The organism is Curtobacterium sp. SP.BCo, assembly GCF_051903265.1.
GTDB lineage: Bacteria > Actinomycetota > Actinomycetes > Actinomycetales > Microbacteriaceae > Curtobacterium.
Genome location: NZ_CP194337.1, coordinates 388,117 through 401,602, shown reverse-complemented (window position 1 = coordinate 401,602; position 13,486 = coordinate 388,117). Strand labels below are relative to the sequence as shown.

12 protein-coding genes are annotated in these 13,486 nt (G+C 72.9%); 4 read left to right on the top strand and 8 right to left on the bottom strand.

Annotated elements, in window-relative coordinates; all coding sequences use genetic code 11:
- Positions 1-5: 5 nt before the first annotated feature.
- Both ACRQ4B_RS01855 and ACRQ4B_RS01850 read right to left on the bottom strand, forming a co-directional pair.
- A complete protein-coding gene (locus ACRQ4B_RS01855) occupies positions 6-785 on the bottom strand; it encodes an Fpg/Nei family DNA glycosylase (protein ID WP_439693008.1) in 780 nt (259 codons plus the stop codon).
- On the bottom strand, positions 778-5,526 hold the full coding sequence (locus tag ACRQ4B_RS01850) for an Lhr family ATP-dependent helicase (RefSeq protein ID WP_439693007.1): 4,749 nt from the start codon (positions 5,524-5,526) through the stop codon (positions 778-780). The genes ACRQ4B_RS01855 and ACRQ4B_RS01850 overlap by 8 nt, the downstream gene beginning before the upstream one ends.
- A gap of 162 nt (positions 5,527-5,688) precedes the next feature.
- Here ACRQ4B_RS01850 and ACRQ4B_RS01845 point away from each other — a divergent pair, with 162 nt between their 5' ends.
- A complete protein-coding gene (locus ACRQ4B_RS01845) occupies positions 5,689-6,330 on the top strand; it encodes a PadR family transcriptional regulator (RefSeq protein WP_439693006.1) in 642 nt (213 codons plus the stop codon).
- A gap of 66 nt (positions 6,331-6,396) precedes the next feature.
- On the opposite strand, the gene ACRQ4B_RS01840 is transcribed toward ACRQ4B_RS01845, so the two are convergent.
- Positions 6,397-7,017 (bottom strand): alpha/beta hydrolase, encoded by a 621-nt coding sequence (locus tag ACRQ4B_RS01840; protein ID WP_439693005.1) that lies wholly within the window; start codon positions 7,015-7,017, stop codon positions 6,397-6,399.
- Between the two features lie 73 nt (positions 7,018-7,090).
- Between ACRQ4B_RS01840 and ACRQ4B_RS01835 the strand changes: the two genes are divergently transcribed.
- Positions 7,091-7,633: an NUDIX hydrolase family protein gene (locus tag ACRQ4B_RS01835; protein ID WP_439693004.1), complete on the top strand. Its 543-nt coding sequence runs from the start codon at positions 7,091-7,093 to the stop codon at positions 7,631-7,633.
- A 77-nt stretch (positions 7,634-7,710) separates the two neighbouring features.
- On the opposite strand, the gene ACRQ4B_RS01830 is transcribed toward ACRQ4B_RS01835, so the two are convergent.
- Both ACRQ4B_RS01830 and ACRQ4B_RS01825 read right to left on the bottom strand, forming a co-directional pair.
- On the bottom strand, positions 7,711-7,914 hold the full coding sequence (locus tag ACRQ4B_RS01830; RefSeq protein ID WP_439693003.1) for a CsbD family protein: 204 nt from the start codon (positions 7,912-7,914) through the stop codon (positions 7,711-7,713).
- 284 nt (positions 7,915-8,198) lie between these two features.
- Positions 8,199-9,809, bottom strand: a complete 1,611-nt coding sequence (locus ACRQ4B_RS01825) for a DEAD/DEAH box helicase (RefSeq protein ID WP_439693002.1) — start codon at positions 9,807-9,809, stop codon at positions 8,199-8,201.
- 231 nt (positions 9,810-10,040) lie between these two features.
- On the opposite strand from ACRQ4B_RS01825, the gene ACRQ4B_RS01820 reads away from it, so the two are divergent.
- Positions 10,041-10,898 (top strand): endo alpha-1,4 polygalactosaminidase, encoded by an 858-nt coding sequence (locus ACRQ4B_RS01820; protein ID WP_439693001.1) that lies wholly within the window; start codon positions 10,041-10,043, stop codon positions 10,896-10,898.
- Between the two features lie 154 nt (positions 10,899-11,052).
- Here the strand turns inward: ACRQ4B_RS01820 and ACRQ4B_RS01815 are convergent, their stop codons facing one another.
- The 3 genes from ACRQ4B_RS01815 to ACRQ4B_RS01805 form a co-directional block, all read right to left on the bottom strand.
- Positions 11,053-11,412, bottom strand: a complete 360-nt coding sequence (locus ACRQ4B_RS01815) for a GntR family transcriptional regulator (protein ID WP_439693000.1) — start codon at positions 11,410-11,412, stop codon at positions 11,053-11,055.
- 10 nt (positions 11,413-11,422) lie between these two features.
- A complete protein-coding gene (locus ACRQ4B_RS01810; protein ID WP_439694341.1) occupies positions 11,423-11,992 on the bottom strand; it encodes a DUF1684 domain-containing protein in 570 nt (189 codons plus the stop codon).
- 127 nt (positions 11,993-12,119) lie between these two features.
- Positions 12,120-12,611, bottom strand: a complete 492-nt coding sequence (locus tag ACRQ4B_RS01805) for a hypothetical protein (RefSeq protein ID WP_439692999.1) — start codon at positions 12,609-12,611, stop codon at positions 12,120-12,122.
- Between the two features lie 98 nt (positions 12,612-12,709).
- Here ACRQ4B_RS01805 and ACRQ4B_RS01800 point away from each other — a divergent pair, with 98 nt between their 5' ends.
- Positions 12,710-13,477 (top strand): carbonic anhydrase, encoded by a 768-nt coding sequence (locus ACRQ4B_RS01800; protein ID WP_439692998.1) that lies wholly within the window; start codon positions 12,710-12,712, stop codon positions 13,475-13,477.
- Positions 13,478-13,486 lie beyond the last annotated feature (9 nt).

Genomic DNA, 13,486 nt, shown 5'->3' with positions numbered 1-13,486 from the left:
CGAGGTCAGGTCTGGCAGCGCGGGCACCAGTACGTGTCACGCAGCGTCAGTTCCGAATCCCCGAGCTCACCGTGCCGGATCGGCGTCCCGCACCGCAGGCACGGCTTGCCCGCACGGCCGTAGACCCAGAAGCGCCGACCCGGTCGGTCGACACCGGTCGTCACACGGGCGCTGCGGTCCCGGTTCGCCAGGATGAGGCGGCTCGCGAGCGCGATCACCCGTGCCGGGTCGTGCACCTCGGACACCGGGCGGGTCGGCAGGACGCCGCGGAGGAAGCAGAGCTCGTTCCGGTACACGTTGCCGAGACCGGCGAGGACGCGCTGGTCGAGCAGGGCCAGGCCGACCGGGCGGTCCGGGTCACGGGTGAGGTTCGCCAGGGCGCGGTCCGCGTCCCAGTCCGGACCGAGCAGGTCGGGGCCGAGGTACCCGACGACCTCGGACTCCTGCTCGCGGGGCACGACCTCGAGCACGCCGAGCGCGAAGCCGACCGTCGAGACCCCCTCGGCGTCGAGGACGGCGCGTGCCTGGTGCGCCGGTCGTCGCCACCGGTCGCCGGGCGCGTAGACGTCCCACCGCCCCTCCATCTTGAGGTGCGAGTGCACGGTCAGGTCGCCGATCCGGTGCAGCAGGTGCTTGCCGCGCGGGACGACCTCGTCGACGGTGCGCCCGACGAGGTCGAGCGTCGCGAACGCCGGCACCCGGAAGTCACTTCGGGTGAGGACCTTCCCGGCGAGCGCGGTGTGCAGGCGACGGGCCGCGCGGAAGACGGTGTCGCCCTCAGGCACGGAGCCGGACCCCCTGCGGGGTGGCGGTGAAGCCGACCTCGCGGAGCGCGGTGCCGAGCGGGGTCTCGAGCACGAAGTCGCCGTCGACCCGTTCGACCGACAGCTTGCCGAGGCCGCTCCGGACCGTCGCGGCGATCGACGCCGCCGCCGCGGCGAGGTCTGCCGGGTCGTCGGTGAACGTGAGCACGGACTTGCCACCGCGCTCGACGTAGACCGCCAGGGCACCGTCCACCGTCGTCACCACTGCACCGGCCTTCCGCCCGGGTCGGTGTCCGCGGGCCTTCGTCGGGGCGTCGTCCGCCAGGTCCTCGTCACTCCGTGCATCCGTCGGCCACGGCAGCGACGCCCCGTACGGGTTCGCGGGGTCGGTCGCGGCGAGCGTCAGGGCCGCACGCGCCCGGTCCGGATCGGCGCGTTCGTCGTCGTCGATGTCCCGCGCGTACGTCCGGAGCCGGTCGACGGTGGGGCCGGTCGCGAACTGCGCGGCACCGAGCCCCTCGACGAAGTACCCGCGGCGTGCCCGCCCGGACTCCTCGAAGCGGGACAGCACCCGGTAGACCCCGGCGAAACCCCCGCGGACGCCCTCGACCTGGACCGCACCGCGGGTCACGACGCCGTAACGCTCCAGCAGCTGCTCGGCGGTCGCCGCTGCCCGGACGGTGGCGTCGGACTCGGCGAGCGGGAGCAGCGACCAGCGTCCGCCGACGGTCGGCGGTCCGGACTGCGACGGCAGCGTCGGACGGCGGCGCCCGCGGTACGCGCGGGCCCGCGGCGCGCTCGTGCTCTTCGCCTTGCCGCCGAGCATCGACCGGAGCGGGGCGAAGGTGTCGTTGGTGATCTGCCCGGCCCAGACCAGGTCCCAGAGCGCGGTGGCGAGCGCCTGGTCGTCGGTGCTGCCCACGGCCTGTCCGAGCTGCCGGAAGAAGTACGCACCCCCACCGGCGAGGGCGCCGAGCACGTCGCGCTGGAGTTCGGTCGTCTCGTCGCCCGAGGGCTCGGCGAGCGTGGTGGCCGCGGCGTCGGCGAGGTGCAGCCGGATCCAGCCGTCGTTGCCGGGAAGGGTTCCGCCGCCGGACCAGAGGACCTCGCCCGTGGCGGTGAGCTCGTCGAGCATGCTCGGGGCGTAGTCGGTGACGCGGGCGGGCAGGACGAGGGTCTCCCAGGCGCTGGCCGGGAGCGCCACGCCCGCGAGCTGGTCGACGACCTGCAGGACCCCGTCGATGCCCCGGAGACCACCTCGGGTGCCGGGGGTCCGGACGTGCTGCCAGGCGGGCAGGAAGCGGGCGAGGGTGTCCGGCGACACGGGCTCGACCTCGTGCCGGAGCGCCGCGAGCGACTTGGTGCGGATCCGGCGGAGCACCTCGGCGTCGCACCACTCCGCGCCCTGGCGGTCGGGACGGAACTCGCCCTCGACCACCCGTCGGTCGGCGACGAGTCGGCGCAGGGTGTCCTGCACGACGGCGATGCCGAGCCCCAGGCGTGCGGCGGCGTCCTGCGCGGAGAACGGTCCGTGCGACCGGGCGTACCGGCCGATCAGGTCGCCGAGGGGGTCGGCGACGGGCTCGATGAACGCCGTCGGCACACCGATCGGCAGCGGGACGCCGAGGGCGTCGCGGAGACGGGCGGCGTCCTCGATCACGGCGAAGCGGGTCGCGCCGGCGTGCGAGAAGGAGAGCACGCGGCGATCCCGTTCCAGTGCGGCGAGGGCAGTCTGCACGGTGGCCGTCGCCGCAGCGCGGTCGGCGCCGGCGTCAGCGTCAGCGTCAGCGTCAGCGGGAGCCAGCCAACTCCGGTCGACGATCTCGTCGACGTCGAGGGCACCGACCAGTCGCAGGACGTCGACGATGCCCTCGGCGTCGCGCGCGCGACGGTCGGGGGAGAGCCGCTGCAGGTCCCGCTCGACGCCGGCGATGACCGACGGGTCGAGGAGCTCGCGGAGTTCGGCACGCCCGAGCAGTTCGCCGAGCAGGGTCGAGTCGAGCGAGAGGGCGGCCGCTCGTCGCTCGGCCAGCGGGGTGTCGCCCTCGTACATGAAGGCCGCGACGTAGCCGAACAGCAGGGACCGGGCGAACGGCGACGGCTGCTCGGTCTCGGTCTCCACCAACCGGATGCGGCGGCCGGCGATGTCGTCGGCGATTCCGAGCAGGGACGGTACGTCGTACACGTCCTGCAGGACCTCGCGCACGGTCTCGAGCACGATCGGGAACGACGGGTACTTCTGCGCGACCTCGAGCAGCTGCGAGGCTCGCTGACGCTGCTGCCAGAGCGGCGACCGCTGCCCGGGGTTCCGCCGCGGGAGCAGGAGCGCCCGGGCCGCGCACTCCCGGAACCGCGCGGCGAACAGTGCCGAGGACCCGACCTCGTCGGTGACCAGGGCTTCGAGGTCGTCGCGCTCGAACACGAACAGGTCGGCGCCCGGGGGTTCGGCGTCGGTCTCGGGGATGCGCACCACGATGCCGTCGTCGGCGGCCATCGCGTCGCCGTCGATCCCGTGACGCTCACGCAGCCGTGCGGCGACCGCCAGGGCCCAGGGTGCGTGCACCTGCATGCCGTACGGCGAGTGCAGGATGAGCCGCCAGTCGCCGAGTTCGTCCCGGAACCGTTCGATCACGAGCGTGGTGTCGTTCGGCACGTGCCCGGTGGCGGCCCGCTGGTCGCGCAGGAAGGTCAGCAGGTTCGTGACGGCGCGTTCGTCGAGACCACCGGCGGCGACGCGGGCGCTGGCGTCCTCGTCGGAGGCGCCTTCGACCTCGCGCACGAACGCCCCGGTGGCGCGTCCGAGCTCGGCGGGCCGGCCGATGCCGTCGCCCTTCCAGAACGGCACCCGTCCGGGCTGACCGAACGCCGGGCTGACGATCACCCGATCGTGGGTGATCTCCTCGATGCGCCAGCTCGTCGCACCGAGGGCGAAGACGTCCCCGACGCGGGACTCGTAGACCATCTCCTCGTCGAGCTCGCCCACGCGCGAGGCCTTCTCGCCGACCATGAACACGCCGAACATGCCGCGGTCGGGGATGGTGCCGCCGCTGGTGACCGCGAGCCGCTGCGCGCCCGGACGCCCGGTGAGGGTGCCGTGCACACGGTCCCACACCAGGCGCGGGCGGAGTTCGGCGAACTCGTCGCTCGGGTAGCGCCCGGTCACGAGGTCGAGCGTCGCCTCGAACGCCGATCGGGGCAGCCCGCTGAACGGCGCGCTCCGCCGGACGAGCTCGAACCAGTGCTCGACGTCGACGGTGTCGATCGCCCCCGCGGCGACGGTGTGCTGCGCGAGGACGTCGAGCGGGTTCGCCGGCACCGAGATCGCCTCGATCTGTCCGGACACCATCCGCTCGACGGTGACGGCGCTGTTCACGAGGTCGGCGCGGTGCTTCGGGAACAGGACGCCGCGCGAGATCTCGCCGACCTGGTGTCCGGCTCGGCCGACCCGCTGGAGTCCGCTGGCGACCGACGGCGGTGCCTCGACCTGCACGACGAGGTCCACCTCGCCCATGTCGATGCCGAGCTCGAGGGAGCTCGTGGCCACCACGCAGCGCAACCGGCCGGACTTCAGGTCGTCCTCGATGATGGCGCGTTGGTCCTTCGAGACGGAGCCGTGGTGGGCGCGGGCGAGGACCGGGACGGATGCGTCGGAGCCGCCGCCGCCGGTCTGGCCGGACTGGCCGATGACCTGGGCCGGCGGGCGCTTCGGCTGCGGGACCGGGGCGTGAGCCGAAGCGCGGGCGGGTGACTGCCCGCGGACGACGGGCAGCCCGTCGTCGGCGGGGGAGGCGCCGGCCGGCACCAGGACGCCGTCCCCGACGGAGCCGGCAGCGGCGAGGACCCGTTCCTCGTGGATCTCGTTGAGCCGCGCGGTCAACCGTTCGGCGAGCCGCCGGGAGTTCGCGAAGACGATCGTCGACCGGTGCTCCTCGATGAGGTCGACCACACGCTCTTCGACGTGCGGCCAGATCGATCCGTTCGCGGGGGCGTCCGAGGCGTCGGCACCGACCGGAGGAGCCCCGAGCTCCGCCATGTCGTCGACCGGCACCACCACCCGCAGGTCGAAGGTCTTCTGCGCGGGCGGGGCGATGATCGTCACCGGAGCACGGCCGCCGAGGAACCGTGCGACCTCTTCCGCCGGACGCACCGTCGCGGACAGTCCGATGCGTTGCACGGGCTTGTCGAGCAGGTCGTCGAGCCGTTCGAGCGACACCGCGAGGTGTGCCCCGCGCTTGGTCGACGCAACCGCGTGCACCTCGTCCACGATGACGGTGTCCACGTTGACGAGGGTCTCGCGTGCCTGCGACGTGAGCATGAGGTACAGCGACTCGGGCGTCGTGATGAGGATGTCCGGCGGTTGGCGGAGCAGCCGCTGCCGGTCGGACGAGGGGGTGTCGCCGCTCCGCACACCCACCGTGACGTCCGGTGGTTCGAGTCCGAGCCGCCGTGCCGTCTGGGTGATGCCGACGAGCGGACTGCGGAGGTTCCGCTCGACGTCGACACCGAGCGCCTTGAGCGGCGACACGTAGAGCACCCGGGTGCGCTGCTTCGCCGGCGGGTGCTCGGTCGTGCTGATGAGCCGGTCGATCGACCACAGGAACGAGGCCAGCGTCTTGCCGGAGCCCGTCGGGGCGATCACGAGCGCGTGCTGGCCGGTGGAGACCGCGTCCCACGCCCCGGCCTGCGCTGCCGTCGGTGCGTCGAAGGCGCCGCGGAACCACTCCGCGGTCGCGGGGGAGAAGCGCTCGAACACGTCCGTCATGGTCCGTCCCATCCTGCCCGTGACCCCCGACAAGCGACCCAACGAAGAAAGGGGGTTGACATCGCGATAGATACCGATCTATCGTTAAACCATCGCGATAGCAACACCACAGATCGCGAGCCAACTTCGAACACCCATCAGGAAGGACTCATCATGCGCCCCATGTATGACGACAACACCAGCAACCACCAGCACCCGCGCGGCCCCCGCTTCGGCGGCGCGCGACAGCACCACGGCGCCGGCTTCCCCGGCCGCGACCGCGGTGACCACGACCACGGCGGACGCGGCTTCGGCCCGGGCTTCGGCGGACGCGGCGGCTTCGGCCCTGGGTTCGGTCCGGGGTTCGGCGGTCCCGGCTTCGGCCGTGAGCGCCGTCGTCGCGGCGACGTCCGCCTCGCGATCCTCGGCCTGTTGGCCGAGGGCCCGCAGAACGGCTACGCCGTGATCAAGACCATCGCCGAGCGCACCGGCGGCGCCTGGAAGCCGAGCCCCGGTTCGGTCTACCCGACGCTCCAGCAGCTCGTGGACGAGGACCTCGTCGTCTCCACGGGCGACGGCCGCAAGACGCTCTTCGAGCTCACCGACGCCGGCAAGGCCGAGGCCGAGGCGAAGGCGGACGAGATCGCGGCCGCGTTCGCCGCGCCGGGTCTCCCGGACTCCCAGCGCGAGTTCTTCGAGGCACTCCGGAAGACCATGGGCGTGCTGCACATGTACCGGACGAGCGCGACCGAGGAGCAGGCGAAGGCCGCCACGGCCAAGATCGACCAGCTGCGCAAGGACCTCCTGCAGATCCTCGCCGACTGACGTCGGAACCCCGGACTGGAGGCGCGGTGCCAGCTGGCACCGCGCCTCCAGTCCGTTCCGGGTCGCCTACGAGGCTGCGATGAACGCGGCCACGTCCGCGAGCTCCTCCGCGGACACCGCGTGCGGGAGCCCCTGGTAGGTCCGGTCCGTCACGTCCGTGTGTCCCGCCGCCCACGTCTGCGTCCGCGCGGTCGCCTCGGCGGGGATCACCGGGTCGAGGTCGCCGTGGCCGAGGAACACCCGCGGCCGGACCGCTGCCACGGCGGCGTCCCGCGCATCCTGGACGCCCGGGACCACGAACCCCGACAGCGACACCGCGAACGCGAACCCGGCCGGGCGTGCACGCACCAGCTGCAGCGCCATCGAGCCGCCCTGCGAGAACCCGAGCAGACCGATCCGCGGGTGCCCGGCGGCGACGGAGTCGATCCAGTCGAGCACTCCTGCCGTCGATTCGTCGACGGGCTGGAGCGCAGGGGAGCCCGGCGTCCCGAGCGGGTACCAGCTGTACCCGGGCCCCCACGGCATCGGCGCGCGCAGCGACGCGATCGTCCAGTCCGACGGCAGCGCGGGCGCGAGTCCGAGCAGGTCGTGCTCGTTCGACCCCACCCCGTGCATCACGACGAGCAGCGGGGTCCCGGTCCGATCCGCGGCGGGGCGGGTCCACTGGACGAGCTCGGCATCGATCATGTGGACAACGCTAACCGTCCACAGCGGTCGCGCCTTCCGCCGAACTCGCCGGGGCGACTGGTAGACACGGTGCATGGCCTCGCTGCGCACCCCCGACCCCGACTCCGGCTGGCTGTCCGACGAGGAACTCGCCAACGTCCGTCGTCGACTGCCCATCTGCTACGTCGAGGCGATCCCCGTCCGCACCGACGGCCTCGGCGTCGTGACCGAGGTCGGCGTGCTGCTGCGCGTCGCCCCGAGCGGCTCGATCGCACGCACGCTCGTGTCCGGCCGGGTGATGTTCGGCGAGTCGATCCGCACGGCGCTCTTCCGACACCTCGAGAAGGACCTCGGCCCGATGGCGTTCCCGCAGCTGCCGTCCAGCCCGACGCCGTTCACGGTGGCGGAGTACTTCCCGCTGCCCGGAGCCTCGGTGTACACCGACGAGCGGCAGCACGCGATCTCGCTCGCCTACGTCGTCCCCGTGACCGGCACGTGCGAGCCCCGGCAGGACGCACTCGAGCTGACGTGGATGAGCCCGATGGAGGCAGCGTCCGACGCCGTCGCCGACGAGATGGAAGGCGGCCGCGGCGCTCTGATGCGTGCCGGCCTCGCGTCGGTCGGCGCGCTCCTCTAGCCGACACCGTCCCCGCACGACGAAGCCCCCGGGTCCGAATCGGACCCGGGGGCTTCGCAGCGCGGTGCTGGACCGGCTTACTTGTTCTCGTTCTTGAGGCTGTCGGCGACACCTGAAGCGGCGTCCTTGACGTTCGTACCTGCCTGCTTGGTGTCGGCCTTGACCTGATCGGTCTTGCCCTCAGCCTTGAGGTGGTCGTTGTCCGTCGCGTTGCCGACGGCCTCCTTGACCTTGCCTGCTGCCTTCGCAGCGGCGTTCTTGACGTCTTCGATCCCAGCCATAGGCTCTCCTTCCGACAGCGGACAGTTCCCCGTCAGCCGCTCGCGCGGCATCCGGTGAAGGAGAACCTACGCGCACCGAGCAGGTCGGTGCCCAGGGGGCGTCAAGGTTGCGGTCAGCGCGCGGAACCGGCGGGCCCGCGGTTGGTCGACGCAGTGCACGGCGCGACCCGTCAGCGCGCGGAACCCGCGGGACCGCGGTTGGTCAACGCAGTGCACGGCGCGACCCGTCAGCGCGCGGAACCCGCCGGACCGCGGTTGGTCAACGCAGTGCACGGCGCGACCCGTCAGCGCGCGGAACCCGCCGGACGGGAGGCCCGACGCGACCCACCACGACGGTTGCCGCCCGACTCGGAGCCGGCACCACGGCCGGCGGCGTAGCCGCCCTCCGAGGACCAGACCGGCGCGGACCCGCCACGGACGGTGTCGCTCGAGGCGCGACGGCTGCCGCCGGAACGGCGACCGCCCGACGCGCCGGCGCTCTGCGCCCCGCTGCGTGCATCGCGCCCCGCAGCGTCGGGGCGCGATGCCCGTGCCGGGGCGCGGCCCTGACGGCTGCCACCGGACCCGTTGCCGGAACCGGCCTGGGCGGGCTGCGCCGCGCCTCCCGACCGACCGCCGCGACCACGACGACGACCGCCGCCCGCGCTGTCGGACTCGGCCGAGCGCTGCTTGGGCTGGCGCTGCTGCTGTGCCGGCTGCTCCGGGGCCACGTGGCGGACCGGGGCGACCTCGCCGACGAGCGTGCTGACGGCGGGGGAGTTCGCGGTGACCTGCTGCGGGGTGACCTTGATCGCGGCCGCACGCATCATCTGCGCGACGTCGCGACGCTCGGCCGGCATCGTGACCGTGACCACGTCGCCGGAGGAACCGGCACGCGCGGTGCGGCCCGAACGGTGCAGGTACGCCTTGTGCTCGGTCGGCGGGTCGACGTGCACGACGAGCTCGACGTGGTCGACGTGCACGCCACGGGCGGCGACGTCGGTGGCGACGAGCACGAGGGCCTCGCCGGAGGAGAACTTCGCGAGGTTCCGCTCGCGGGCGCCCTGCGACAGGTTGCCCTGCAGGTCGACCGCCGGGATGCCCTGGCTGGTGAGCTGCTTCGCCAGGCGCTTCGCGTGGTGCTTGGTGCGCATGAAGAGGATGCGACGACCGGTGCCGCTCGCGAGGGTGCGGACGAGGTCCTTCTTCGCGTCGGCGTCGGCGACCTCGAACAGGTGGTGGGTCATGGCCTCGACCGGGCTGGTCTCGTCGTCGACGGAGTGCATGACCGGGTTGTGCAGGAACTTCTTGACGAGCTTGTCCACGCCGTTGTCGAGCGTTGCGGAGAACAGCAGTCGCTGCCCCTGCTCGGGCGTGGCCTGCATGATCTTGGTGACACCGGGCAGGAAGCCCATGTCGGCCATGTGGTCGGCCTCGTCGAGGACGGTGACCTCGATCGCGTCGAGCTGCACGTGGCCCTGCTGCATGAGGTCCGCGAGGCGACCCGGGCAGGCGACGACAACGTCGACGCCACCGCGGAGCGCGTCGACCTGACGGCCCTGCGAGACACCGCCGAAGATCGTGGTGGTGTTCAGGCCCATCGCCTTGGCGAGGGGGGCGAGCGTCGCGTCGATCTGCGTCGCGAGCTCGCGGGTCGGGGCGAGCACCAGGGCGCGAGGGCGGCCGGCGCGGCGCTTCTTCGGGTTGGCGGCCAGCCGGGCGGCGAGGGGGATCGCGAAGGCGATCGTCTTGCCGGAGCCGGTGCGGCCACGGCCGAGCACGTCCTTGCCCTTGAGGGAGTCGGGGAGCGTGTCGGCCTGGATCGGGAACGCGGTCTCCTTGCCCTGCTGGGCGAGGACGTCGACCATCGGTGCGGGGACGCCGAGGTCGGAGAAACGGATGTCTTCGGTGGTCATGGTGACCTTTCGAGCCGGAGCGTTCCGGCTGTGGGCACGCTTGCGAGGCAGCGCGCGGGCGGGATGCGCGCCAACGGATGTGGCTGGCGCAGTCGCCGCAGCAGAGAAGCCTGGCACCTTCGGGAGGTGCTCGATCATCGGTCCGTGGACCGGGAGTTCGGGGGCGTCCGTACGACGCACGAGGCGATCGGCGCCTCGAGTACGTCCATCATAGCGTGCGAGGATCTGGGCGTGCGAGAACGGGTTCGGGTGCGTGCTGTCCTGACGTCGGCGGCGATGGTCGTCGTGGCGGTGGTCGGGCTGACCGGGTGTGCGGCCGGGTCGGCGTCCGGGGAGCCTTCCCGTGCTGCTTCGTCGTACGCGAACCTGCCCACCTCGGGGATCCCGGACTACCAGCTCGGTGGGGGCTACACGCCGCCGGCCGGGGTGACGATCGTCGAGCGCGACAGCACCGACCGTCCCGCCGCCGGGAAGTACTCGATCTGCTACGTGAACGGGTTCCAGACGCAGCCCGGCGACGCCGACACGTGGCTCGACGACCACCCGTCGGCGGTGTTGCGGGACGACGACGGGAAGCCGGTCTCCGATCCGGGCTGGCCGGACGAGATGCTCCTCGACACGTCGTCGGCCGCGGCACGCTCGACGATCACCTCCGTGCTCACGAAGACCATCGCGACGTGTGCCGACCGCGGGTTCGACGCGGTGGAGTTCGACAACCTCGACTCGTGGACCCGGTCGCACGGCGCCCTCACCCGCGCGGGCAACCTCGCGCTCGCCCGTGCCCTGGTCGACGTGGGGCACGAGCACGGGCTGGCCGTCGGGCAGAAGAACACCCCGCAGCTCGGGGCGTCGGGACGGAAGAGCACGGGCTTCGACTTCGTCGTCGCCGAGGAGTGCGTGCAGTACCAGGAGTGCGCGTCCTACACGAAGGCCTACGGCCGGCACGTCATCGACATCGAGTACTCGGACACCACGGAGCGATCGTGGGCGTCGGTGTGCGCGGACGACGACCGTCCGGCGATGACGATCCTGCGCGATCGTGACCTCGTGACGCCGTCCCACGCGGACTACGTCTTCGAGCACTGCTGAGCGGCCGGGCGCGGCCGCGCCCGCCGGCCCGACCGCCGGCCGCGGCCCCGGCGGGCCGGGAGTCCGCCGAAGCTCGGCTCCGCGGACAGTCCCCGCCCGCCGGCACCCGTGCGGTGTCCCCCGGGCCGAGGCTCGGCGGCGCAGCAGGAGCGCGTCAGGCGGGCCAGGCGTCCTTGAGCGCCGTGGCGGCCTGCTCGGCGGACAGGCCGGCGGCCCGCGCGGCGGCAGCGAGGGCCCGTGCGGCGTCGGCGACCGGCTCGGGGACGTCCGCGGGGCGGATCACCCGCGTGCCGGCGCCGCGTGCGGTGTGCACGAGCCCGGACTCCTCGAGCAGCTGGTAGGCCTTCGCGACCGTCCCGGCCGCGAGTCCGAGCTCGTCGGCGAGCCCGCGGACGCTCGGCAGCCGTTCGCCGTCGACCAGGTACCCGGCGGCGATCTGGGCGGCGATCTGCGACCGCACCTGTTCGAACGGTGGGACACGCCCTCCGGCGTCGATCGCGACGAGACCCGACATGCGCTCCACCCTAGAAGTCGTACTGCTCGCCGACCGGGATCGGCACGGCGACGGTGTTGCCGGGCGGCGCGAGCGGGCACGCCCACGCCGGGTCGTAGGCGCACGACGGGTTGTACGCGAAGTTGAAGTCGAGCACGAGCTCGCCGTCGTCCCCGCCGAGGTCGGCGCCCTTGATCGTGTCGAGCAGGTAGCGGCCGCCGCCGTAGGTGCCGCGTGCCCGCCCGGCGCTGGCGTCCTTCACCGGGATGAACACGCCGCCTGCGTAGCCGCCGTGCGCCCAGACGTCCAGGGATCCGACGTCCGGCACCGACACCACGCCGAGCCGGTCGAAGTGCACGATGCCGTCGGTCCCGGTCTCCACGTCCATCGCCAGCGGTTCGGCCGGTTCGACCCGGACGCGGAAGCGCCACGACGGGTCGTAGTCCGGCACCGGCAGCGACTCGAAGTCGCGGGCGTCCTCGTCGAGGAGCGGACTCGCGGGGTGCTCGCCGAACATCGCGTCCCGGGTCTCGCGCCACATGGCGTGCGCGGTCTCCGGGTCGGCGGTCGCCCGGACGCGGCGGTACAGGTCGAAGGTCATCCGCCGCCAGTCCACGGTGGCGAGCGTGCTGTGCACGCGGTCGTCGGTTGCCGGGTCGTGCGTCTGGCTCACGGTGCGAGCGTACGCCCGTTGCGAACGGTCGGGAGGGACGGCGCGCGTCCGGCGGTCAGGCCGCGGCCCGACGGTGTCGCCGCCACTGCGGTGCGAGCTGCCGCATCCGGAGCGCACGCCACTGCCAGATCACCCACATCCCGGGCCACAGCGCCACCCCGAGCAGCGCGGGACGCATCCGGTAGGTGAGGCGGTCGACCAGCAGGGTCCGGCCGTCGGGTGCCGGGCGGACGGCCATCCGGTGCTGCATCGTCATGCGTCCGAAGAGCCCTGACGTGCCGCCACCGTTGTCCCGCTGTACGGGGACGCCCTCGACCTCGTACAGGTCGATGTCGACGTGCGTGTCGCCGCTCGGGACGATCCCGAACGCGGCGGCGGTGATCGGGTGCGGTTCGCCGGGCGTCCACCGCACCGGGAACCCCTGCGGGTCGCGGGACCGGTAGACGAGGAACGGCTTCGTGACCGCGACCATCACCGCCGGGGAGAGGAGTGCGTCGCGCACGGCGTCGACCGGTGCGTCGAGGATGATCCGGAGGCCCACGTGCATGACCCGACGGTACCGAGGGCGGCCTGTGCGCGATGCGGTGAACGTTCCGCCACCGCCTCTGTCCTACATGTGAAATCTCACATGTGACAATGGTGGCCATGCGAACCAACCGGACCGTCGTGTCCCTGCTCACCTTCCCCGTCGTCCTCGCCACCCTCGCCGGCTGCGCTGCCGGGACGACCCACCAGGCATCCGGCCACGATGCCGGTGCGGCGTGGGCGTACGAGGGCCCGGGCGCTCCGGAACACTGGGGCGATCTGGCGGACGAGTACCGGACGTGCACCACCGGGGAGCAGCAGTCGCCGATCGACCTGCCCGCACCGCAGGGTGGCGCGGCGCTCGACGTCGACGGCTCCGGCCCGGTGCGCGGTGTCACGGCCGACAACGGCCACACCGTGCAGTTCACCGCCGACGACGGTGCCACCACGGTCGTCGGCGGTGCGGAACTCGACTTCGTCCAGGTGCACTTCCACGCCGGATCGGAGCACACCAGGGCGGGACGGGACACGGCTGCCGAGTTCCACTTCGTGCACGCCTCCGAGAGCGGCGAACTCACGGTCCTCGGTGTCCTCGCGGAGCGTGGCGCGCACAACCCGGCCTACGACGACCTCATCGCCGGGGCGACGGCGGGTGCCGGTCGGGCTGGCACGGTCGACGTCGAGGCGATGCTCCCGGCGAAGCGGGCGTTCGCGACCTACCAGGGGTCCCTCACGACACCGCCGTGCACCGAGGGTGTGCGCTGGATCGTGCTCGAGCAGCCGGTCGAGCTCGGCGCGGACCAGCTCGCCGACCTGGAGGCCGCGCACGTCGGGAACGCGCGCCCGGTCCAGCCGCTCGGGGACCGCACCGTCCAGCACGCGCTCTGACCCGCTGAC

Bases quoted from the DNA above. Each gene is read 5' to 3' on its own strand.
- ACRQ4B_RS01845 (WP_439693006.1), top strand. From the start codon at position 5,689: ATGTATGACGACAACACCAGCAACCACCAGCACCCGCGCGGCCCCCGC.
- ACRQ4B_RS01850 (WP_439693007.1), bottom strand. From the start codon at position 5,526: ATGACGGACGTGTTCGAGCGCTTCTCCCCCGCGACCGCGGAGTGGTTC.
- ACRQ4B_RS01810 (WP_439694341.1), bottom strand. From the start codon at position 11,992: ATGACCTTCGACCTGTACCGCCGCGTCCGGGCGACCGCCGACCCGGAG.
- ACRQ4B_RS01805 (WP_439692999.1), bottom strand. From the start codon at position 12,611: ATGCACGTGGGCCTCCGGATCATCCTCGACGCACCGGTCGACGCCGTG.
- ACRQ4B_RS01800 (WP_439692998.1), top strand. From the start codon at position 12,710: ATGCGAACCAACCGGACCGTCGTGTCCCTGCTCACCTTCCCCGTCGTC.
- ACRQ4B_RS01815 (WP_439693000.1), bottom strand. From the start codon at position 11,412: ATGTCGGGTCTCGTCGCGATCGACGCCGGAGGGCGTGTCCCACCGTTC.
- ACRQ4B_RS01835 (WP_439693004.1), top strand. From the start codon at position 7,091: ATGGCCTCGCTGCGCACCCCCGACCCCGACTCCGGCTGGCTGTCCGAC.
- ACRQ4B_RS01840 (WP_439693005.1), bottom strand. From the start codon at position 7,017: ATGATCGATGCCGAGCTCGTCCAGTGGACCCGCCCCGCCGCGGATCGG.
- ACRQ4B_RS01825 (WP_439693002.1), bottom strand. From the start codon at position 9,809: ATGACCACCGAAGACATCCGTTTCTCCGACCTCGGCGTCCCCGCACCG.
- ACRQ4B_RS01830 (WP_439693003.1), bottom strand. From the start codon at position 7,914: ATGGCTGGGATCGAAGACGTCAAGAACGCCGCTGCGAAGGCAGCAGGC.